The 22,153-nt window shown below is 42.3% G+C and carries 16 protein-coding genes; 1 reads left to right on the top strand and 15 read right to left on the bottom strand.

What is annotated here, in order from left to right; genetic code table 11:
• Positions 1–2: 2 nt before the first annotated feature.
• The 12 genes from MST18_RS01595 to MST18_RS01540 form a co-directional block, all read right to left on the bottom strand.
• Complete coding sequence (locus MST18_RS01595; protein WP_180133219.1) at positions 3–593, bottom strand: LemA family protein; 591 nt, start codon at positions 591–593, stop codon at positions 3–5.
• A 162-nt stretch (positions 594–755) separates the two neighbouring features.
• Complete coding sequence (locus tag MST18_RS01590) at positions 756–1,640, bottom strand: metal-dependent hydrolase (RefSeq protein WP_180133221.1); 885 nt, start codon at positions 1,638–1,640, stop codon at positions 756–758.
• Positions 1,641–1,881: 241 nt separating this feature from the next.
• On the bottom strand, positions 1,882–3,303 hold the full coding sequence (locus tag MST18_RS01585; protein WP_180024289.1) for an FAD-dependent oxidoreductase: 1,422 nt from the start codon (positions 3,301–3,303) through the stop codon (positions 1,882–1,884).
• Between the two features lie 69 nt (positions 3,304–3,372).
• The gene (gene gltB, locus MST18_RS01580) at positions 3,373–7,848 is read right to left on the bottom strand and encodes a glutamate synthase large subunit (RefSeq protein WP_180133223.1); all 4,476 of its coding nucleotides are present in this window, start codon (positions 7,846–7,848) and stop codon (positions 3,373–3,375) included.
• Positions 7,849–8,293: 445 nt separating this feature from the next.
• Entirely contained in the window at positions 8,294–9,133 is an 840-nt protein-coding gene (locus MST18_RS01575) for a hypothetical protein (RefSeq protein WP_180133225.1), read from the bottom strand.
• Positions 9,134–9,140: 7 nt separating this feature from the next.
• Entirely contained in the window at positions 9,141–10,223 is a 1,083-nt protein-coding gene (gene aroB, locus MST18_RS01570) for a 3-dehydroquinate synthase (RefSeq protein ID WP_180133227.1), read from the bottom strand.
• A 14-nt stretch (positions 10,224–10,237) separates the two neighbouring features.
• Entirely contained in the window at positions 10,238–10,783 is a 546-nt protein-coding gene (aroK, locus tag MST18_RS01565; protein WP_078189378.1) for a shikimate kinase AroK, read from the bottom strand.
• A 36-nt stretch (positions 10,784–10,819) separates the two neighbouring features.
• Positions 10,820–12,934, bottom strand: a complete 2,115-nt coding sequence (pilQ, locus tag MST18_RS01560) for a type IV pilus secretin PilQ (protein ID WP_180133283.1) — start codon at positions 12,932–12,934, stop codon at positions 10,820–10,822.
• A 61-nt stretch (positions 12,935–12,995) separates the two neighbouring features.
• Positions 12,996–13,523, bottom strand: coding sequence for a pilus assembly protein PilP (locus MST18_RS01555; protein ID WP_078192530.1), 528 nt, complete (start codon positions 13,521–13,523; stop codon positions 12,996–12,998).
• Positions 13,520–14,242: a type 4a pilus biogenesis protein PilO gene (locus MST18_RS01550; RefSeq protein WP_180133229.1), complete on the bottom strand. Its 723-nt coding sequence runs from the start codon at positions 14,240–14,242 to the stop codon at positions 13,520–13,522. The genes MST18_RS01555 and MST18_RS01550 overlap by 4 nt, the downstream gene beginning before the upstream one ends.
• Positions 14,239–14,925 carry a PilN domain-containing protein gene (locus tag MST18_RS01545; protein ID WP_078189382.1) on the bottom strand — a complete coding sequence of 229 codons (687 nt, stop codon included), beginning with the start codon at positions 14,923–14,925 and terminating at the stop codon, positions 14,239–14,241. Before MST18_RS01545 ends, MST18_RS01550 begins: the two co-directional genes overlap by 4 nt.
• A complete protein-coding gene (locus tag MST18_RS01540) occupies positions 14,925–15,983 on the bottom strand; it encodes a pilus assembly protein PilM (RefSeq protein WP_078192532.1) in 1,059 nt (352 codons plus the stop codon). Before MST18_RS01540 ends, MST18_RS01545 begins: the two co-directional genes overlap by 1 nt.
• A gap of 165 nt (positions 15,984–16,148) precedes the next feature.
• Between MST18_RS01540 and ponA the strand changes: the two genes are divergently transcribed.
• Positions 16,149–18,689, top strand: a complete 2,541-nt coding sequence (ponA, locus tag MST18_RS01535) for a penicillin-binding protein PBP1a (protein WP_180133231.1) — start codon at positions 16,149–16,151, stop codon at positions 18,687–18,689.
• A 53-nt stretch (positions 18,690–18,742) separates the two neighbouring features.
• Here the strand turns inward: ponA and MST18_RS01530 are convergent, their stop codons facing one another.
• The 3 genes from MST18_RS01530 to murF form a co-directional block, all read right to left on the bottom strand.
• Positions 18,743–19,546, bottom strand: coding sequence for a putative RNA methyltransferase (locus tag MST18_RS01530; protein WP_180133233.1), 804 nt, complete (start codon positions 19,544–19,546; stop codon positions 18,743–18,745).
• Between the two features lie 76 nt (positions 19,547–19,622).
• Entirely contained in the window at positions 19,623–20,741 is a 1,119-nt protein-coding gene (gene mraY / locus MST18_RS01525) for a phospho-N-acetylmuramoyl-pentapeptide-transferase (RefSeq protein WP_078189386.1), read from the bottom strand.
• Complete coding sequence (murF, locus tag MST18_RS01520) at positions 20,741–22,150, bottom strand: UDP-N-acetylmuramoyl-tripeptide--D-alanyl-D-alanine ligase (protein ID WP_180133234.1); 1,410 nt, start codon at positions 22,148–22,150, stop codon at positions 20,741–20,743. Before murF ends, mraY begins: the two co-directional genes overlap by 1 nt.
• Positions 22,151–22,153: the final 3 nt, after the last annotated feature.

Raw genomic sequence — 22,153 nt, 5'->3', positions numbered from 1 at the left:
AATTAATTAAAATCAACTTTCGGTGCAGTTTGTGCACTTTGCTCTGCGCTAAAATTAGGCTTGTTATCCATACCGATGACTTTAGCTGTCATCACTTGCGGGAACTGGCGTGCATAGCCATTAAAGTCTTGTACCGTAGTAATGTAGCGATTACGTGCGACAGCGATCCTGTTTTCAGTGCCTTCAAGCTGCACCTGTAAATCACGGAATTGCTCATTGGCTTTTAAGTCTGGATAATTTTCCGAGACTGCAATTAAACGAGAAAGTGCGCTAGTCATTTGTGCCTGTGCTTCTTGGTATTTTTGGAACAGTGCTGGATCTTCCAAAACTTCCTTATCCACTTTTAAGCCCGCAACATTGGCACGTGCTTGAGTCACTTCGGTCAGTACTTGTTCCTCATGTTTCGCGTAGCCTTTCACGACATTGACAAGATTAGGCACCAAATCTGCACGGCGTTGATATTGGTTTTGCACCTCAGACCATGCTGCTGTAACGGCTTCGTCTTTAACTTGTAATGTGTTATAGCCACAACCACTCAGGGTCAATGTACTGACTAATGCGATTGCGAGCATGCTTTTTTTCATTGAATTCATAACCCTTAACCTCAAGTATTTATTTGTAATTGTTTAAATAAATTCATTCTAACCTTATTTTTCGAATGAATTATGTATTTTCTTTGTGATTAAATTCATCTACTCCTAAGATATCTAGCATTAAAAAAAGCCCACAACTCGGGCTTTTTTTATCATGTTGAATTAACTATACAATTGCGGCGTAATTTCAGTCATAAAACTTTCCATTTGATATTCGTCAGCGAGACGTTCTTTCCAATATTTCACGATCTGACTGTAATCAATTTCGCTCGGATGGAATTCTGCTTTGTAATATGACAAATATTCAGGCGCCAATTGAATAAACATTTTTGCCAATAAATACGCCCCGAATATATTTCCACCAACCTTCGGCAAACTTTTTTTCTTATCCTGCATAAATAGCTTCGTTGCAGAATAAAACGTAAGACTTGCAAAACCCGTGGTCACACTGCGCATAATCATGCGGCGTATTTTGTCATCTCCATAGACATGTTGATATACATCAAATGCCACTGCGCGATGCTCAATTTCTTCAATCGCATGCCACACCCAAAGTTTCACCGCATCATCATCTAAAGTACTCAGCACTTCAGGATGTCTTAAAATATAGCCACCGAGCAACGCTGTAAAATGTTCAAAAGCACAGGTAATTGCCAGTTGAATCTTTGGATGTAAGTTTTTTACATAGCTGTCTTTACGTGCCAGCCATGCTTGGAAACGATCTAAATTATAGGTTTCACTGCGCCAAGCATCGTTAAATTCAGCGTGGGCTTTGGAGTGCATCGCTTCTTGCCCAATGAATGCCGCGATCTCAGCTTGCAATTTTTCATCACTGACTTTATCGCGTACATTACGGACGCTATGCACAAAGAATTGCTCACCAATGGGAAAGGTCGATGACAATGCCGTCAACAAATGCGACATCACCGGTGAGTTGGCAAAATAATGCCGGCGAATCGCTTTAGGATTGAATTGTGCTCGACGTACCGTAATGCCAATGGCTTTAGGACGATTTAGATATGTTTTTTGTGTCGTCACTTGCGTCATGGTCGCTTCCTAAGATTTGGATCATGATCGCAGTATGTAATTCCTAAGCTCTTTCACACATGGCAAAATGTGCTAGCACATTTGCATAATTCACCATTCTAAAGCGCTGTCTGACAACTTTTCAGCGTATTTATCTGCAAAATCCATTTACTTGTCATTTGAGGTAAATTCCAAAAAATAAAAAACCCGCCGAAGCGAGTTTTTTTGAATAAATCCAATGCAATCACTGGCATGTCATGACTTAAACATCTAAGTAGTCAAGAATACCTTCTGCAGCTTGGCGACCTTCCCAGATTGCGGTTACCACAAGGTCAGATCCACGGACCATATCACCGCCGGCAAAAATTTTCGGATTCGATGTTTGGAATTTAAATTCTTGCTGTTCAGCAGCAATGACGCGACCTGAACCATCCATACTAATGTTTGATGTAGTAAACCAATCTGCAGGGCTGGTACGGAAACCGAAGGCAAGCAATACTGCATCTGCTGGTAAAATTTCTTCTGAACCCGGAACTGGTTCAGGGCTTCGACGACCGCGACTATCAGGTGCACCTAGCTGTGTAGTCACAACTTTAACACCCGTCACTTTGCCATTTTCACCCACAATTTCAATCGGCTGACGATTAAACTGGAAATCCACACCTTCTTCACGCGCATTTTTCACTTCACGACGTGAACCCGGCATGTTTTCTTCATCACGACGGTAGGCACAGACAACAGATTCGGCACCTTGACGGATCGAGGTACGGTTACAGTCCATCGCGGTATCACCACCACCCAGAACAATCACTTTTTTACCTTCCATGCTGATGTATTCAGATGGATCTTTTTCCCAACCTTGCGTACGGTTGACATTGGCAATTAAGAAATCCAGTGCATCATGAACACCAACAAGATCTTCACCCGCAAAACCACCCTTCATGTAAGTATAGGTTCCCATACCCATGAATACAGCGTCGTAATCAGCCAAAAGCTGATCAATGGTCACATCTTTACCAATTTCAGTATTTAGACGGAATTCAACGCCCATGCCAGAGAAAATCTCACGGCGACGTTTCATCACATCTTTTTCCATTTTGAATTCTGGAATACCAAATGTCAGCAAACCACCAATTTCAGGGCGTTTATCGAATACAACTGGCTTCACACCATTACGTACAAGAATATCTGCACAGCCAAGGCCAGCAGGGCCTGCACCAATAATCGCAACTTTTTTGTCTGTCCACTTAACGTGTGACATATCTGGACGCCAGCCCAATGCAAAAGCCGTATCGTTAATGTATTTTTCAGCATTACCAATGGTGACTGCACCAAAGCCATCATTTAGCGTACACGCGCCTTCACATAAACGGTCTTGTGGACAAACACGACCACAGACTTCAGGTAATGTATTGGTTTGATGGCACAATTCTGCCGCTTGGAAAATGCGACCTTCTGCAATCAGTTTTAACCAGTTTGGAATGTAGTTATGTACTGGACATTTCCATTCACAATACGGGTTACCACAGCCAAGGCAGCGGTGAGTTTGGTTTTTTGCAACTTCAGCTGTAAACGGTTTATAAATTTCCACAAATTCTGCTTTGCGGACAACTAGATCTTTTTTCTCTGGATCTTGGCGTGCTACATCCAGGAACTGAAAGTCATTATTTAGGCGCTCTGCCATGTCTCTCTCCGTGGGTAGGTGTAAGCATGTTTGGACTTACACCTGCCTATCAAATCTGCAGTAGTGGAATTATTGTGGATCAGCTTGAGTTGTTTTCAACAAAGTCTGCAAATTAGCAGCTTTTGGTTTCACAAGCCAGAATTTGCGGCTATAGAAGTCAAACTCGTTGCGGATCTTATACGCCCAAGCACTACCTGTTTCTTTAATATGTTCATCTAAGATACGGCACAAGAACTCTTTGTGTTCTTCCATCGATTCTGTAGAGATACGGTTCAATTCAATCAGTTCGTGGTTGTAATGGTCAACAAAGTCATTGTCGAGGTCGAGCACATAAGCGAAACCGCCTGTCATACCCGCACCAAAGTTATGACCCACTTTACCCAATACAGTCACGATACCACCCGTCATGTATTCACAGCAGTGGTCGCCTGCGCCTTCAATCACGGCAAACGCACCTGAGTTACGTACAGCAAAACGCTCGCCTGCTGTACCTGCAGCAAACAATTTACCGCCTGTTGCACCATACAAACAGGTGTTACCAATAATCGCAGTATTTTGCGTTTGGAACGGTGAACCTTTAGGTGGGAAGATCGAGATACGACCGCCAGCCATACCTTTACCCACGTAATCATTCGCATCGCCTTCTAGGCTGATGTGTAAACCACCGGCGTTCCAAACACCCAATGACTGACCTGCAGTCCCTGTTAATTTAACTTTAACAGGATGCGCTTCCATACTGAGGTTGCCATAACGTTTTGCAATCTCACCCGAAATACGCGCACCAATTGAACGGTCACAGTTACCAATTGTGAAGCTATATTCACCGCCTGTACCTGCTTCAATCGCTGGCAGCATTTCTGCCACCATTTTTTCAGCCAAGAGGCCTTTATCAAATGGTGCATTACCTTGTACTTCACAGTACTGTGCTTTGCCTTCAGCCGCAGGATGCGATTGGAGCAATGCGCTCAAATCAAGATGTGCATGTTTTTCAGTTTCACCTGGAAGCATTTCCAGTAAATCTGTACGGCCAATCAAATCTTTCAGACTTGCAACGCCTAGCGCTGCTAACCATTCACGTGTTTCTTCCGCAATAAAATGGAAGAAGTTGATCAGCATTTCAGGCTCACCGATATAGTGTTCCTGACGTAAATGATCTTGTTGTGTTGCAACACCGGTCGCACAGTTGTTTAAATGGCAAATACGTAGGTATTTACAACCCAATGCGATCATCGGTGTAGAACCGAAACCAAAACTTTCAGCTCCTAGAATCGCAGCTTTCACAACATCTAGACCCGTTTTCAAGCCGCCATCAGTTTGTACACGGACTTTACCACGCAGGTCATTCACACGAAGCGCCTGATGCGCCTCAGATAGACCAAGCTCCCATGGAGAACCTGCATGGTGAATTGAAGAAAGTGGAGAAGCCGCTGTACCACCGTCATAACCAGAAATGGTAATGAAGTCTGCGTAAGCTTTCGCTACACCTGCCGCAATCGTACCAACACCTGGCTCAGAAACCAGCTTAACTGACACCATCGCCTGTGGGTTAACCTGTTTTAAATCGAAAATTAACTGTGATAAATCTTCGATTGAGTAGATGTCGTGATGCGGTGGCGGAGAAATTAATGTCACACCCGGTACTGAGTAACGTAAACGTGCAATTAAGCCATTCACTTTACCGCCCGGCAACTGACCACCTTCACCTGGTTTTGCACCTTGTGCCACTTTAATTTGAAGGACTTCTGCAGAAGTTAGATATGCAGGGGTCACACCAAAACGGCCAGATGCAATTTGTTTGATTTTCGAGTTACGAATGGTACCGTAACGCGCAGGGTCTTCACCGCCCTCACCAGAGTTTGAACGACCACCAATGGTATTCATAGCGATTGCAATAGCTTCGTGCGCTTCAGGTGATAATGCACCTAAAGACATCCCAGCCGAGTCAAAACGCGGCAGAATTTCTTCTACGGATTCAACTTGATCAAGCGCAATTGAATTATCAGTTTTAAGTTTGAATAAGTCACGAATCGTCGCGATTGGACGGTTATTCACTAGCTCTGCGTATTCTTTAAAGTCCGCATAATTACCAGAACGCACAGATTTATGCAGCGCATTGATCACATCTGGGTTAAATGCGTGATATTCCTTACCGAATACAAATTTCAGCATACCGCCTTGATCGATTGGCTTACGTGATTTCCACGCCAAATCGGCCAATTTTTTCAAGTCATTTTCTAGATCAGAGAATGTTGCGCCTTTAATACGGCTCGGCACGCCAGTAAAGCATTTTGCAACCACTTCATCAGAGAGGCCGACCGCTTCAAACAACTGACCGCCACGGTAAGAGGCAACAGTAGAAATACCCATTTTAGAAAGGACTTTTAATAAGCCTTTCTCAATACCTTTACGGAAGTTCGCTTGCGCATGAATTGGATCACCCAACAACTCACCTTTCGCGATCAAGTCATTGATCACGTCATAAGCCAAGTACGGATAGATCGCAGTCGCACCAAAACCAAGAATCACCGCAAACTGGTGTGCATCACGTGCTAAACCAGTTTCGACAATAATGTTGGCATCGGTACGAAGACCCACATTGATTAAATAATGGTGAACCGCACCAGTCGCCATCAATGCATTTGCAGGTAAGAAACCTTGACGGATTTTCTTATCAGACAATACAAGTAATGTCTTTCCATCGCGAATCGCTTGCGCAGATTCTTCACAAATACGCGCGATGGCAGCTTCTAAGCCTTCATCTTCTGCATAGTTCAGGTCGATATCTGCAATCTCGTAACCTTTACGACCAAGGGTACGGATTTGATGCATTTTCGAATTTGACAGTACTGGGCTTGAAATGATCAGACGATCCGCATGCTCTGGACCTTGTTCAAATACATTTTGTTCACGGCCGAGGCATGTCTCTAACGACATTACGATCGATTCACGTAATGGATCGATTGGCGGATTCGTAACCTGAGCGAACTGCTGACGGAAGTAGTCAGACACATGGCGCACCTGACGAGACAATACTGCCATTGGCGTATCATCACCCATTGAGCCCACGGCTTCCTGACCACTTTCAGCGATTGGACGAAGCAATTGGTCACGTTCTTCAAATGTCACCATGAACATTTTTTGTGAAGCTTTCAGGTCATCACCTTTTAAGCCTTGATCACACAAATATTCTTCCAGCTCTGGACTGCCTTGTACACGTACTGAGTTTTCACGTAACCACTGACGGTACGGACGCATACGTTTGAGGTGATTACTCACATCTTGAGTATCGAGCATTTTGCCAGTAAAGGTATCGATCACCAAAATTTGACCTGGACCGACACGACCTTTAGATACAACGTCTTCAGGTTCATAACCCCAAACACCAATTTCTGACGCCAAGGTGATGTAACCATTTTTAGTAATTACCCAACGTGCTGGACGTAAACCATTACGGTCAAGCATACAAATCGCATGACGACCATCTTGAATTACCAGACCTGCTGGACCATCCCATGCTTCCATATGCTTCGAGTTGAATTCGTAGAATGCACGTAAGTCCGCATCTAAAGTTTCAACGTTTTGCCAAGCAGGTGGAACCAACATGCGTAGCGCACGGAACAAGTCCATACCGCCACCGACAAGGATTTCCAACATATTATCTAAGCTTGAAGAATCCGAACCTGTACGGTTTACAATTGGATTCAGCTCAGTTAAACCCGGCAATAATGGGTTTTCAAATTTTGGTGTACGTGCCATCGCCCAGTTACGGTTTGCGGTAATGGTATTGATCTCACCATTGTGTGCTAAGTAACGGAACGGCTGAGCCAATGGCCAACGAGGCAAAGTATTAGTTGAGAAACGCTGATGAAATACAACAATGTGTGACTTTAAACGCTCATCAGCAAGATCGGTATAGAAGTCAGCAATGGCTGCTGGCATCATCAAACCTTTATAGCTGATCACAGTTGAGCATAAAGTGGTTACATAGAAGTATGGGTCAGCAGTCAGCTGTTGTTCTGCACGACGACGTGCCATCACCAACTTACGGTTGAATTCAACCTCTGAAACACCCATTGGGCAATTCACGATAATTTGTTCAAATGCAGGCAATGACTGCATCGCGATTGAACCCAACGCATCGTTATTGGTTGGCACAACACGCCAAGCGATGACTTTACAACCTTCGTCTTCGATTTCTTTGGTTAAAATTTGTTTTGCATGTGCGGCTAATGCAGGGTCTAGGTTTAGAAATACAGTACCCACAGCAAAGATTTCACTCAATGTAATGTCACTGAGTTTTTTCGCTTCTTCACGGAAAAATTCTTTTGGCATAGCAAGGAGTAGACCACAGCCGTCACCGGTTTTACCATCTGCGGCAATACCACCACGGTGGGTCATACAACTTAAACTATGCATTGCGGTTTTGACGAGATCATGGCTTGCATCACCCTGCATATGGGCGATTAAACCGAAACCACAGTTATCTTTAAACTCATCCGGTTGGTATAAACCTTGAGCGGGAGCTACAGTATTAGGCGATGGCATGTGCATAGCGTACCCTTCTTTTCTTTACAGCTCTTTCGAGCACTTAACAAACTAATTTCTTGTTGCGATTCGTCTTAACTTACTCACATGAATTGTTCTGTCGAGCAAAATTATTTCTTATTCACACCTTTAAGATAAACCGATTTCATCTTAGATGCATGAATAGAAGTCAAATTTTCTGCTTTTGCAGTTCAGATCAGGGATAACGACTGGATTAATGACTTCGCACTTTTATCGAATCATTTTCGCGCCAAAACAGGGAGAAAAGTTCAATTTACGCACCAATTAAGCAATTTACATGCCAACTTGATGCATTTTCTCCTAAGATGGCTGATTACAAGCATTTTTTAGTTATAACAAATAATTCAAATTGTTCTTTTTTTATTTTATGCACTTTTTCTGTGCAGTTTAAGCTTTTCCTAAGACGTCTTGCGCTATTTTAGAACTAATTAAAAGGATCGGTTACTTCTAGTTCTAGCGGTGCAGGTTTTGGACGTGGTGCATCTACACTACTTTGTGATTTTTGCACATCAATCACATTCCCTTCAGCATCACGGCGAGTCACCGTAGTACTTGTTGTTGCATTAGCTGGAGTTGTTACCGACGCTGCAGCCGCTGCTTTTCGTGCTGCGATTTGAGCTTCATCAATTTTCGGTAAAGGCACAGACTTTAATTTAACAGCATATAACTTTTGACTCGACGACATTTCTTCCGCGCCTAAGTCATTCACATATGCTTGATATTGTTTAAATTCCACAACCTTAGGTTTAATTGATGCAGGCAAAGCAATATTGAGGCTCGACATTGCAGTTTTCGCATCATTTTGAGACGAATATGGTCCTGTTAAAATGACGTATTGCTCAGGATGGTCTTCACCAGAAAGACGTAGATAAATAAATTTGTGACGCTCAGGCTGCTTGCGTAAGAAGCTTTTTAAAATATCTTCTTCAGAAACCCTAAATAATTCAATACCATAAAGCTTGACAGAATCATTGATAAATTTAGTGCCGCGGAATTCTGGTTCATGTTGAGCTGTAGCAACTACGCGTGTCGTCATATCAAGCGGACGCACTTCGTCATTTAATGCACCAAGATGGGACATTGCTGCCACTTTCTCTGGCTGAATTTGCAAATCCACTTCGGTTTCCGCTTGTTTTTCAACTTCAACCAATTCTTTGGTATCTGTAATCGCCCAGAAAACCAATGCAGCGAACAGACACACAGCTCCACCCACCAACCATGTGTAGTGATGAACTTTTTGCCATTGAGACTGCCGCGCTGCCATGATGTACCTACTCTGCCTGATTTGCCAAAATTGCCTGTTTCATTAATTCGACATCAAACTCTTTGGTGATGATGGCCTGACCTAATGATTTCAGTAAAATAAGTCGTAATTGCCCATTCAATACTTTTTTATCATGGGACATATACACCAAAAATTCCTCTAGCGGAATTTTAGGGCAAACTATCGGTAATTGTGCACGTAAAATGATTTTTTTTGTACGCTCTAAATCTTCAAGTGTGATCCAGCCCATACGATGGGACAAATCTGCAGCCATCACCATACCAGTTGCAACGGCTTCACCATGTAACCATTCACCATATCCCAAGTACGATTCAATCGCATGACCAAAGGTATGACCCAGGTTTAATAACGCACGTTCACCTTGTTCTTTTTCATCATTAGCCACAATACGCGCTTTATGAGCGCATGAACGATATACTGCTTCAGCCAACAAAGTTGCATCACCTGCAACTAAAGCATCCATATGCTGTTCAAGCCAAGCTAAGAATTCAACATCACCCAACAAGGCATATTTGATGACTTCAGCCAAACCTGCAGAAAGTTCACGCGCTGGCAAAGTTTTTAATTGCGCCATATCCGCAAGGACCACTTGGGGTTGCTGAAAGGCACCAATCATGTTTTTACCCAGTGGATGGTTAATCCCGGTTTTTCCACCGACACTTGAATCCACTTGAGACAGCAAAGTCGTCGGCACTTGAATAAAATACACACCGCGTTGATAGCATGCAGAGGCAAAACCGGTCATATCTCCAATGACACCACCACCTAATGCCAAAACCGTACAATCGCGGTTAAAGCCTGCTTCGAGCAAGGCATCAAAAATTAAATTCAAATGGTCTAAATTTTTATACTTTTCACCATCAGGCAAAATACATGTCGCAACAGTTTTCCCTAATGCCTCAATTGCTTCTACATAATGTTTTAAATAGAGCGGTGCAACTGTGGTATTAGAGACAATCATCACTTGTTTACCCTGAACATAAGGCTCAAGTAAAGTTTGTGGATTAAGGTCACTCCCAATAAAAATAGGGTAGCGACGATCACCGAGTTCAACATGTAAGGTTTGCATGAATTTAACCTTTTCTAACGAGATATATTTTGTGAAACAATTAAATTAAAAATTTTTTGCGCAAGATCTCTCGCAGCACCTTGATTGGTTTCAATAATATAGTGCGCGACTTCACGATAAAGCGGATCACGGGCAGCCAATAAATCTCGTAGCTTTTGCTCTGGATTTTCCACTTGAAGAAGTGGGCGATTTTTGTCGCGGTAAGTTCGTTGTAACTGAATTTCCACCGGAGTATATAGATAAACAACAATACCACGTTGTTTTAAAAATTCACGATTTGGGGGCTGAGTCACAGCACCACCGCCAGTCGCCAAGACCAGTTGTTTCTTTGCAGTTAACTCATCAATGACATTCGTTTCACGACTTCTAAAGCCTTTTTCCCCTTCTTTTTCAAAAATCCAAGGAATGGTCGCACCTGTTTTACGTTCAATTTCATGATCACTGTCTAGAAATTCACGTCCTAACAATTCTGCTAAATGTCGCCCTACGGTTGTTTTTCCTGCCCCCATTGGCCCTACCAAATAGATATTTGGTAGGGTTTCAAACTCTTTGCTTGGCAAGGAGTCACCTATTTCTTTTGTTAAATTGAAAATATATTAATGATTTCTGGTAACACTGTCATTAACAATTCGCGGAGTAACAAAAATCAGTAACTCATTTTTTGCATCGCTTTTCATATCTTTACGGAATAAGCGACCTACATAAGGAATATCACCTAAGAACGGTACTTTAGTTTGCTTACTTTGTGTTTCCTGATTAAAAATACCGCCGAGCACAACAGTTTCACCATTGTTGACTAAGACATCGGTATTAATTTCATTTTTATTCAGGATGATTTCACCATTTTGTGCATAACCTGCTGGTGAGTCACTCTTGATATTCAGCTTCATTTGCACTTTACCATCTGGAGTAATGCTAGGCGTGACATCCAAACTTAATAAAGCTTCTTTAAACTCGGTAGAAGAAGTCGCATTTGAACCTGTACCCGTTATGGTTTGATACGGAATTTCTTGACCTGATGCAACTTTGGCGGGTTGTTTATCCGCTGTCAGTACTTTTGGTGTAGAAATGACTTCACCATAACCATCTGCTTGTAAAGCAGAAAGCTCTAAATCCAACATAAAATCAGAAAGACTAATTAAGCCGAACGCAATTCGACTGGCACCTGCAGTAGTCACCCCTAAGTCCACGTTTAAGTTACTTGGACGTTGAATAGTATATTTCCCATCATCATCCGGTGTTTTTAGGTCCCAAAGCGTAGTATCACTACCACCCACCAATAAATGGTCATTTTGGTTAATCCCTTGGGACAAGAGACCCCATTTCACACCCATTTCTTTGGTAAAGTCAGTAGATGCTTTTACAATACGTGCTTCAACCATGACCTGCTTGACTGATACATCAAGCAAATCCACCATCTTACGAATCTGATCAATGTTTTGCGCGGTATCATTAATAATCAGTGTATTTGTACGCGTATCTGCAGAAATTGTTCCGCGTGGACTTAACAAATTACCCCGATCATCATCAGCATTATTACTATTATTTGACGAACCGCTATTACCCGCAGTTTTAGACTGCGTAATCAGCTTCTCTAGCTCAGCAGCTTTTGCATAGCTTAACGTTAAATATTCAGTCTGTAATGGTGCCAACTTCATACTTTGACGTAAGGCTTTTGCTTCTTCTTCTTCCGCTTTAATCAACTCAGATACAGGCGCAATCCAAATCACATTACCATTACGACGTTTGTCCAAATTCTTGGTTTTCAATACGATATCTAGCGCTTGATCCCAAGGCACATCTTTTAAGCGAAGTGTAATATTTCCTTGAACCGTATCAGCAGCAACCATATTGATTTCAGTGAAATCAGCCAAAAGTTGCAGCACACGACGTACTTCAATATCTTGGAAGTCTAATGAAATCTTCTTACCGATATAATGATTGGCAGCTTTAGGACGTAATGGATTCTTATCTTCCGGACGTTTCAAACTTACCGTTAATTTATTATCTGTTTGGTACGCCATATATTCATAGCTGCCCGTCGACTGAATGGTAATCACACCATTACCGCCATCATTATGTGCATCTACCGTTGCAACAGGTGTTGCAAAATCATTGACATTTAAACGGCGAGTCAAATGTGCAGGTACTTTATTGCCTAAAGTACGGATCACCACTTTACTGCCTTGCTGTTGAACATCAACGGGGGTATTTCCACCCAGTAAATCAACAACAACTTGACCTTCACCATTAGAACCACGGTGGAAACCAATATTTGAGATGCCCTGTTGCTGACGTTGTGCTACAGGCTGTACATAATTTGCAGCTTGTGCAGAGTTGATTTTTAAAATAAAGGTATTACCTTCAACACGCGTGGTAAAAGCGCCAGCATTGGCTAAATTCACAGTTAAGCGCGCACGTTGTGCATCCGAACTCACATCCACAGTGCTCGCTTCAGCCGTTGCAACAGGAATTGAACTTTGTTTTAAATTTTGCTGTGCTTTATCAAAGTCTAAAACTAGTCGTGATGGTTGATCGAGTTGATAAGCTTGTGGTTGCGGCGGCAAGCCATTAAACATCACGCGAATTTCAGTCCCTTGACCTGGAATTTGCATTGGTACCACATTGGTTACACTCACCTGAGCATTGGCAACTTGCATCATCGCCATTGCAACAGCCCCCATCGAAAACTGACGAAACACATGATTCATTGTATTGCCATCCCCAAAAATAAAATCTTGTACACTATTCTTCATTTTTATTCCTTTAAGCTTAAGGTGCTGGTCCAATTAATATGAGACTTCTAGGACGCTCTACATATCCTTCTCGCCCATCCGGAATAATCTCAATCAAATCAATTTGAGTCGGGGTAATATTTACCACTCGACCATGATTGAGCCCCATATAACTTCCACGTTGAATACGCTCAACTTCACCATCAGGTGTCTGAATCAAGGCTAATATTTGCCCAGATTGGTTACGCATACTACCCTTCATATTCAGGGTTTCGAGTGCATAACTCTCCAAAGGCTGAGGCTGACGGCTCAAGTTTGGATAAACACGCTTACCTGCCATGATTTTAAGTTCTGCTGCCAAAGAACTTGGCAAGAACGGACTTTTTAAAGAATGCGCCGCATAATTAAAAGTTTCGACAGGTACAAAATCTGGCGCAGGTTCAATCGCTAGTGGAGCTTGATTGCGTATATTTGCCATCTCTTGATTGACCACATCAATACGTGATTCACAACCAGCCAATACAAATCCAACCATCACAGAAAGTGCCAATTTATTCATTTTCATTTTGGAGCCTCCTGTGTGCTTGCTGAATCTGCAGCTTTCGCAGCACTTTCAGTATTCCCTTCATAACGATATGTTTTTGCAGAAATCACATAGTCAATTTTTGGAATATCTGAGTTCTTTTCTTTATTTTCAGTTGCTGTAATCGTTAAATTATGCAAAGTCACAATCCGTGAAAGCCCCGCAATACCACTTACAAATGAACCAAAGGCGTGGTAATCACCTGTTGCCTCAATATGAATTGGCTGTTCCGTAAAGAACTCTTGCTTAACTTCAGGCTCAAGACGAATAATTTTAAATTTCAATCCAGAATTCACGCCTGTTAAGTTGATATCTTCAACCAAACCTGGAATTTCAGTTTCTTTCGGCAATTGTTCTAACTGTTGATTAAAACGTGCTTCCATATCTTGTAACTGCAATTGATATTGTTGCAAATTACGTAGTTTTGAATCTTTTTCACGAAACTCATTTAACAAATTTTGTTCTTGTGCATTAGCACTTGAAATAGCTTCAATCTTGTCTTTAATCGCCAAGAAATAGCCCAAAATTGCCACAAGGATAATGATAAAAATCCAACATGTAATTTTGACTGAAATTGGCCAACTACCATAGTTATTCGGATCTAGCGTATTGAACTGCTGTACAAACTTATCAAAAGTCATTTTCTTTTTCGGAATGACCACAGCATCTTGATTCAATTGTTCAAATTCATCACGACTCATTTTGCAGCCTCCGGAGTTGGTGTTGCTGCAGTTTGTGCGTCAGATGTTTGCGCCGATGAAGCTGACTGTCCTGCATTTGCTGCTGGATCATTAATGGTCGGCTGCGCAATTTGCTCCAAATCAGCAGTCACAGTAAATGCACCATAAGATTCTTCTACGCGAGGAACCACTGACGTCGGCGCTTTGTCTTTTTTCTCTTCCGCCACAAGGAATGAGCTCATGAAGGCATTACGATACCAAGGTGATGCTTCCAAATTACGCAGTAAATCTGCAACAGTGTTTGGACTTTCCGCACGCCCTTCGATCATAAATTTGTCGCCATTACGTTCAAATTTTGTGATGTACATATTGGCAGGTGTCACACGAACCAATTCATCTACAAGATGTACAGCGATTGGACGTTGACCTTGTAAGCCTTGAATCAACTTCATTCGTTCAATAATGGCATTACGCTGTTCTTGTAAACCATCCAAAGACTTTAATTGAACATCTAAGTTTTGGTTATGACTGATAATCAATTGGTTCGCTTGTTCTTGATCTTTTAATTTGTGATCAAAGTACAACCATGTTAAACCAACCCCAATTACCCCAATTAAGAAAGCCCCAATACAAAGTGCAATAAATTCTTTTTTTCGTTTCTCTCTTAGCTCATCACGCCAAGGGAGCAAGTTAATTTTTGCCATTAATCAAAACTCCTCAATGCTAGACCGCATGCCACCATGAGTGATGAGGCATCATTTTCAATTTTTTTAATATCAATTTGAGGTGAAAAACCCATTTGTAAGAATGGATTGGCAATCGTGACGCGGTAACCCAATTTTTGTTGAAGTAATTTTGCAAGACCCGGAATATTGGCATTCCCCCCTGCCAATAAAATATGGTCAATTTCGTTGAACTGTGAAGATGAGAAAAAGAACTGTAAAGAACGTGCTGCTTGTTGAACGACAGCTTCTAAGAAGGGTTCTAAGACTTCGATATCATAATCATCTGGCAAGGCACGTGTTTTTTTCGCACGACCAGCTTCTTCGAAAGACAATGCATAGCGATTTTGAATTTCCTGTGTCAATTGTTTGCCACCAAACACTTGCTCACGGGTATAAATCACTTTGTTATTCTGCATGACAGATAAGGTCGTCATACTATGACCAATATCTAAAATACCCACGGTATTCACACCCATTGGCAAAGTATCTGAGAAAACTTTAAACGCATTTTCAATTGCAAAGCTTTCTACATCGCCAATTTTTGGTGTAAGACCAGCAAGCTGAATGACTTCCGCACGCGCTTCGACATTTTCAATACGCGTAGCGACAAGCAAAACATTGACACGATTTGGGTTGGACAGACGATCTGGCAAGACCTCAAAATCAAGGCTCGCTTCATCAAGTGGGAACGGAATATATTGCTCAGCATCATCACGAATCTGAATTTCACGTTCATCATCGTTCATATCTGCGTCCATTTCGATGATTTTTGTAATCACCATCGACGTTGGAACCGCCAAAGCTGCATTAGTGGTCTGCGTATTGGCCAAATTAATTGCGCGCTCTAAACAGTCACCGACAGCTTCCGGATTCAATATGTTCTTTTCAACAACACTTCCTTCTGGTAATGGCACCAAAGCATAGCTTTCTACCCAATACCGCCCACTCTTTACAGAAAGTTCCAAAACCTTAACAGAAGTCGAACTAATATCTACTCCTATTAACCCCTTATTTGGCTTACGATATAACCTGAGCACAATATAATTCCTATTATTTTTTTATCCCCAAAAAAATTAACCCACTAATTAGCATTGGTCTATAATTTTATACAGATACAATAACTCATCTAACAATCCGTATATCGAAAGGATATACTGACCACCAATTAGTTTGCCATTAGCTCTTATTAAAACTTACTTGTTATGAAAAAGCTATCTTGTTCAGGCCTTGTTCATCCATTTTTTTTGGCCATTATTATTATTTTGGTCGCAATTCCAATGGGTTTCTATGGCATGTATCTCTATATTGCCCCGTCTTTGCCTGAAATGTCCATCTTAAAAAAGGCTCCATTATTAAAACCATTGCAAGTTTATAGTGCTGATAATGAGCTGATTGCAGAATATGGTGGCAAACTTTCGGTTCCTGTAGAGTACGACCAAATCCCGTCTCATTTCATTCATGGCTTTTTAGCTGCGGAAGATTCTTCGTTCTTTGAACACAGCGGAATTAGTTTCAAAGGATTGGGGCGTGCCGTCAGTGAAAGTATTACAGGCTCAGATGTGCAAACGGGTGGTTCAACCATTACCATGCAGGTTGCAAAAAACTATTATCTGACTCCAGAGCGTACTTTAAAACGTAAACTAACCGAAGTTTTCCTTGCTCGAAAAATTGAACAAAATCTAAGTAAGGAAGAAATTTTAACGCTGTATGTTAACAAAATCTTTTTGGGCAAAAATGCATACGGGATCGCAGCAGCTGCAAAAATTTATTATAACAAGAGCTTGCAAGATTTGAGCTTGGCTCAAATGGCAATGATTTCAGGCCTACCCAAAGCACCATCAAAATATAATCCTGTAGCCAATCCAAAACGTGCTTTAGAGCGTCGTAATTGGATTTTAGGACGTATGTTGCAATTGGGTTATATCAATCAATCGGAATATCAAGAAGCAATTGCTGAACCAATTAATCTCGATATGCCTGACCGCGGAGTTAGCAACAAATTCCCCTATGTCGGGGAAATGGTTCGCTCTGAGCTCGTAGAAAAGTTTGGCGAACAAGCGACAGATTCTGGCTATAAAGTCTATACCACCATCAACAGCCAACGCCAAGCCTATGCTGAGCAAGCTGTGCAAGATGGTCTTGAAGCTTACGATAGACGACATGGTTGGCGTGGTGCAGAAGCACATGATGAGCCATTAAAAAACTTTATTCCATATGCCAACACATACCCTGCCGAAGTCACTAAAGTTAACAACACCAGTATCGAAGTGTTGATGCAAGACGGCAGTAGTGTGACAGTTCCATGGTCAGGTCTGTCTTGGGCACGCCCCTATCGCAATGCCAATAGTGTAGGCAATGCGCCAAGCAAAGCCTCACAAATTGTAAAAGTAAAAGATATAATTCGCCTACGTCCGAATGCTGATAAAAGCTCATGGGCTTTGGTGCAAATTCCAAAAGCGCAAGGTCAATTGATCGCACTTAACCCCAATAATGGTGGCATTGAAGCCATTGTCGGTGGTTATAATTTTTATCAATCTAAATTTAACCGTGCTCTACAAGGCTGGCGTCAGCCGGGTTCAACCATTAAACCCTTTGTTTATGCTTTAGCACTTGAACGCGGTATGACACCGTACTCCATGGTCAATGACAATCCAATTACCATTGGCAAATGGACGCCTAAAAACTCTGACGGTCGCTATTTGGGGATGATTCCTCTACGCCGCGCCCTCTATTTATCACGTAACACAGTTTCAGTTCGCTTATTACAAGTCGTTGGGATTGAACGTACTCGCCAATTATTTATGGATTTTGGCTTACAAGAAAACCAAATTCCACGTAACTACACCATTGCTTTAGGTACCCCACAGGTATTACCGATTCAAATGGCGACAGGTTATGCGACATTTGCCAACGGTGGATATCGTATTCAACCCCATTTTATTAGCCGTATTGAAGATGCTTATGGCAAAGTGATTTATCAAGCCAATCCTGAATATGCATGTATTCAATGTATTAATCAAAAAGACGAAGTTGAATCTGCAGATCCAACCACGCCGGATGATGAAGTGATTGAAGTCACCAATCAGGATAACAAGCCCGCTGAATCAAAAATTTCCGATACTGAAGCAGCAAACTATAAACAAGCTCAGCGGATTTTGAAGTCAAGTTCAGCCTTTGATATGGCGAACATCTTGCGTGACGTGATTCAACACGGTACAGGTCGTGCGGCTTTAAAAATTGGTCGCGGTGATTTAGGCGGTAAAACCGGTACAACCAATGATGCAAAAGACGCGTGGTTTGCTGGATTTAATGGAAAATTGGTCACTGTGGCTTGGGTCGGTTTTGACCAACCCTCTACTTTAGGTCGCCGTGAATATGGTGGTGTTGCAGCTCTGCCAATTTGGTCAGATTTTATGGCGAAATCACTTAAAGGCACACCTGAAGCTTGGGTGCGTTTAGACACCCATGCCAAGAATCCAATCAACCGTAATTCGGCTAAAGCGACTCAAGGTCAACCTGAACAAGATCGTGCAGCAACGCCACCAATGGCTCAACCGCTGTATCGTCCTGCTCCTGTTGCACCGAAGCCTCAGGCTTCGCAAAATGATTTTGACGACCTTCCTGGGTCTACTGAAACCAATCTTGCACCGACTCGAACTGCGCCTCCGCCAATGCAGCCTAAACCACAAGGTGCAGAGCATAAAACGGACGCACTTGATCATCTCATCGATCAAGTTCAGTAAATACTGCATAAAAAAAGCCCTCAAACGAGGGCTTTTTTATCACTTCCAATGCATTATTTCTTTTTAAAGAGATAAATTTGATACTGCGCTTGCAACTCAAATTGTTCATTTTTTTCTAGAGCTTCTCGACGCTCAGCTTTCACTTTATATGCATAAGGCGTCATTGCAATTAAGTTTTTGAGATCCTGCTGAGAAAGTGACATTTTCGCTTGAACCACTTGCTCACTTTCCAATTCAAAATCATTCGCCAGTTGTTCCACAAATTTATGCGGTTCATGTGGTTTTACTTCTTCAAACAAAGCTTCACGCATAGCATAAAGATGCTCTGGTGCAGGTGTAACCACCATCAAGTGCCCCTCAGGCTTTAATACGCGAAGGATTTCTTCTTTTGGAATAGGACTAAATAAACTCGTACACAAGTCAATCGAATGATCTAATACAGGTAAGGTTGCCCCTGTCCCAACCACCCAAGTCACCTCTTTATTCAGTTTAGCGGCCACTTGTACTGCATTTTTAGCGATATCGACACCCACACACTGTAATACTTCAGCTTGCATCGCATTGGTGTAATAGCCTTCACCACAGCCAATATCCAACAAGTTTTCAACACGTAACTTTTGAATCAAAGCCACTACTGTCTGTTGCAAAGGTGCATAGTGACCTGCACTTAAAAATGCTCGACGCGCCTGTACAGATTCAGGCGTATCACCCGGGTTTTTACTGTGTTTATGTTGAACCACATGTAAATTGACATAGCCTTGTTTTGCAACATCATAGCTATGATTATTTTCACAGCGCCATGTCCGCTCTGTGAGTTTCAATGCTTCACGGCATACAGGACACATCAACAGGTTCATCATTTACTCCACTAGATTTTGAAATAAAAAAACCGGCATCTGTGGGAGCAAATGCCGGTTTTGTTTATTTATTTGCTTAGCGTAATTTTAAAGTCATTAGACCCAAAACTACCAGCATAATTGTGATAATCCAGAAACGAATCACCACCTGAGTTTCACGCCATCCCTTTTTCTCATAGTGATGGTGCAGCGGTGCCATTAAGAATACACGCTTGTTCCGCATACGCAGCGAGCCAATTTGCAAGAAGACAGAAATAGCTTCAACCACGAAAACACCGCCCATAATGGCAAAAACGATTTCTTGACGAACCATGACTGCGATCGTACCGAGCATCGCACCTAGAGATAAGGCACCGACATCACCCATAAAGACTTGAGCAGGATGTGCATTAAACCATAAGAATGCCAAGCCAGCACCGATCATCGCCGCACAGATCACGACAAGTTCAGATGCATATTTCACATAAGGAATATGCAAATAATCAGCAAAACGGACATCACCAGCCAGATAAGCAAATACACCTAAACCTGCGGCAACCAGAACGATTGGCATAATTGCCAAACCATCCAAACCATCGGTTAAGTTCACAGCATTGGATGCGCCGTTAATCACCAAATAAGTAAAGACAATAAAGCCAATACCGAGTGGAATAATGGACAGCGGAATGCTAATTTCTTTAAAGAATGGAATCAACAGATCCAACATATTTGAGGTATGTACTGGGTTTGCTTGCTGTGTCGCAATCACATAGAGTGCAATACCAGCGCCTAACGATGCCACCGAAGTCCAAAAGAATTTCTTCTTCGCAGGTAGACCTGCGTTGTCTTTATAACGGATTTTAATCCAGTCATCTGCCCAGCCAACAGCACCAAAGATCACCATCACGCCTAGTACAATCCATACATAAGGGTTTGAAAGATCGGCCCAAAGTAAGGTTGAAATCCCAATAGACAGTAATATCAACACACCACCCATGGTCGGTGTGCCCATTTTTTTGGCATGATTTTCAGGTGCAAATGAACTGACTGCCTGACCATATTTGAGAGCTTGCAATTTTCGGATCATCACAGGTCCAAGTAACAGACCAATGGCCAATGCCGTTAAGACACTGAGTAGCGAACGAAGCGTTAAATAACGAACAACCTGAAACGAGCTGTGATAACCCGCAAGCTGCTCAAATAACCATAACAGCATTAAAGTTTCTCCATCAATTCAGCCATCAAAGTTTCCATGTGGGTATAACGAGAACCTTTAAACAGGAAACTCATGGACTGAGGCTGATGTGTTTTGACTAGACTAATTAATAACGGTAAGGCCTGTTCTTGAGTAAGAAAGGCCTGTAATTTTTTACCATATTGTGTACTGCGCGCGCCTTCTTGCACAGCAGGTGAAAACTCACCGACAGCAACGACAAATTGAAGACCAGAGTGTGAGACAAGATCACGTCCCAACATGTAGTGCTGCTGTGCAGCAGATGAACCTAACTCACCAATATCCCCAATGACCATGACTTTGATGCCATCTTGCTGCGCAAGTACATCAGCAGCAGCACGCATTGAGGTTGGATTTGCATTGTAAGTATCATCAATAAACAAATAATCTTTATGCTGAATAAAGTTTAGACGGCCTTTGGCACCTGTCGCATGTTCAAGCCCCACAACGATATCATCTAAACTCACACCAATCGATAATGCGAAAGCTGCGGCTGCAGTGGCATTTTGCACATTATGTTCACCAGCAAATGGCAGTTGAACAGGACGTGCACCTTGTGGCGTATTTAAGATAAAACGTGAAGATTGAGCCTGAAGCTCCGTCTCAGTCGCAAAGACATCCCCGCCCTGACCAAAACTCATTACTTGCTCAGTTTGCACAGCTTGACGAATGGCATCTGTAAAATCATCTGCCGCAGGCACAATCGAAGTTCCTGTTTTCGCTATATGTGCATAAATTTCAGACTTGGCACGACAGATGCCATCACGTCCACCAAACTCACCCATATGAGCGGTGCCAATATTTAAAATTCCGGCAACCTGAGGCTGTACCAAATTTGAGGTGTAATCAATTTCACCTTTATGACTGGCACCAAGCTCCATCACGGCATACTGATGTTCTGGACGCAACTCAAGTAACATCATCGGTACGCCAAGGTCATTATTTAAATTACCGCGCGTAATTAATGTTGGTGCAAGACGAGAAAGGATACTCCCGAGCATCTCTTTGGTCGTAGTTTTACCACTGCTTCCTGTCAAGGCAATTACTTTTAAAGCTGGGTTTTGGGCACGACGAAATGCACCCAAATGTCCAAGCGCCAAACGTGTATCTGCAACCACCAACTGATAAATATCCACATCGACAGGATGACTAACGATGGCAATTTCACAACCCTTTTCAGCCACTTGAGCAAGGAAGTCATGCGCGTCAAAGCGCTCACCTTTCAGGGCAAGAAAAGCGTCACCTTGCTCTGCATGACGTGAGTCGGTCAAAATTCGTTTTACAGAACCTGTCGGCGCTTGATTGTTATGCCAGTGACCTTGTGTCACTTGAACCAACTGTTCGGCAGTCCATGGTTCTAACGGAACCGTACTGGTCGTTGAAGTATGCATATC

It is taken from the genome of Acinetobacter sp. YH12068_T (assembly GCF_024606005.1).
GTDB lineage: Bacteria > Pseudomonadota > Gammaproteobacteria > Pseudomonadales > Moraxellaceae > Acinetobacter > Acinetobacter amyesii.
The sequence above is the reverse complement of the archived record's forward strand: the minus strand, read 5'-3'. Positions and strand labels throughout refer to the sequence as shown.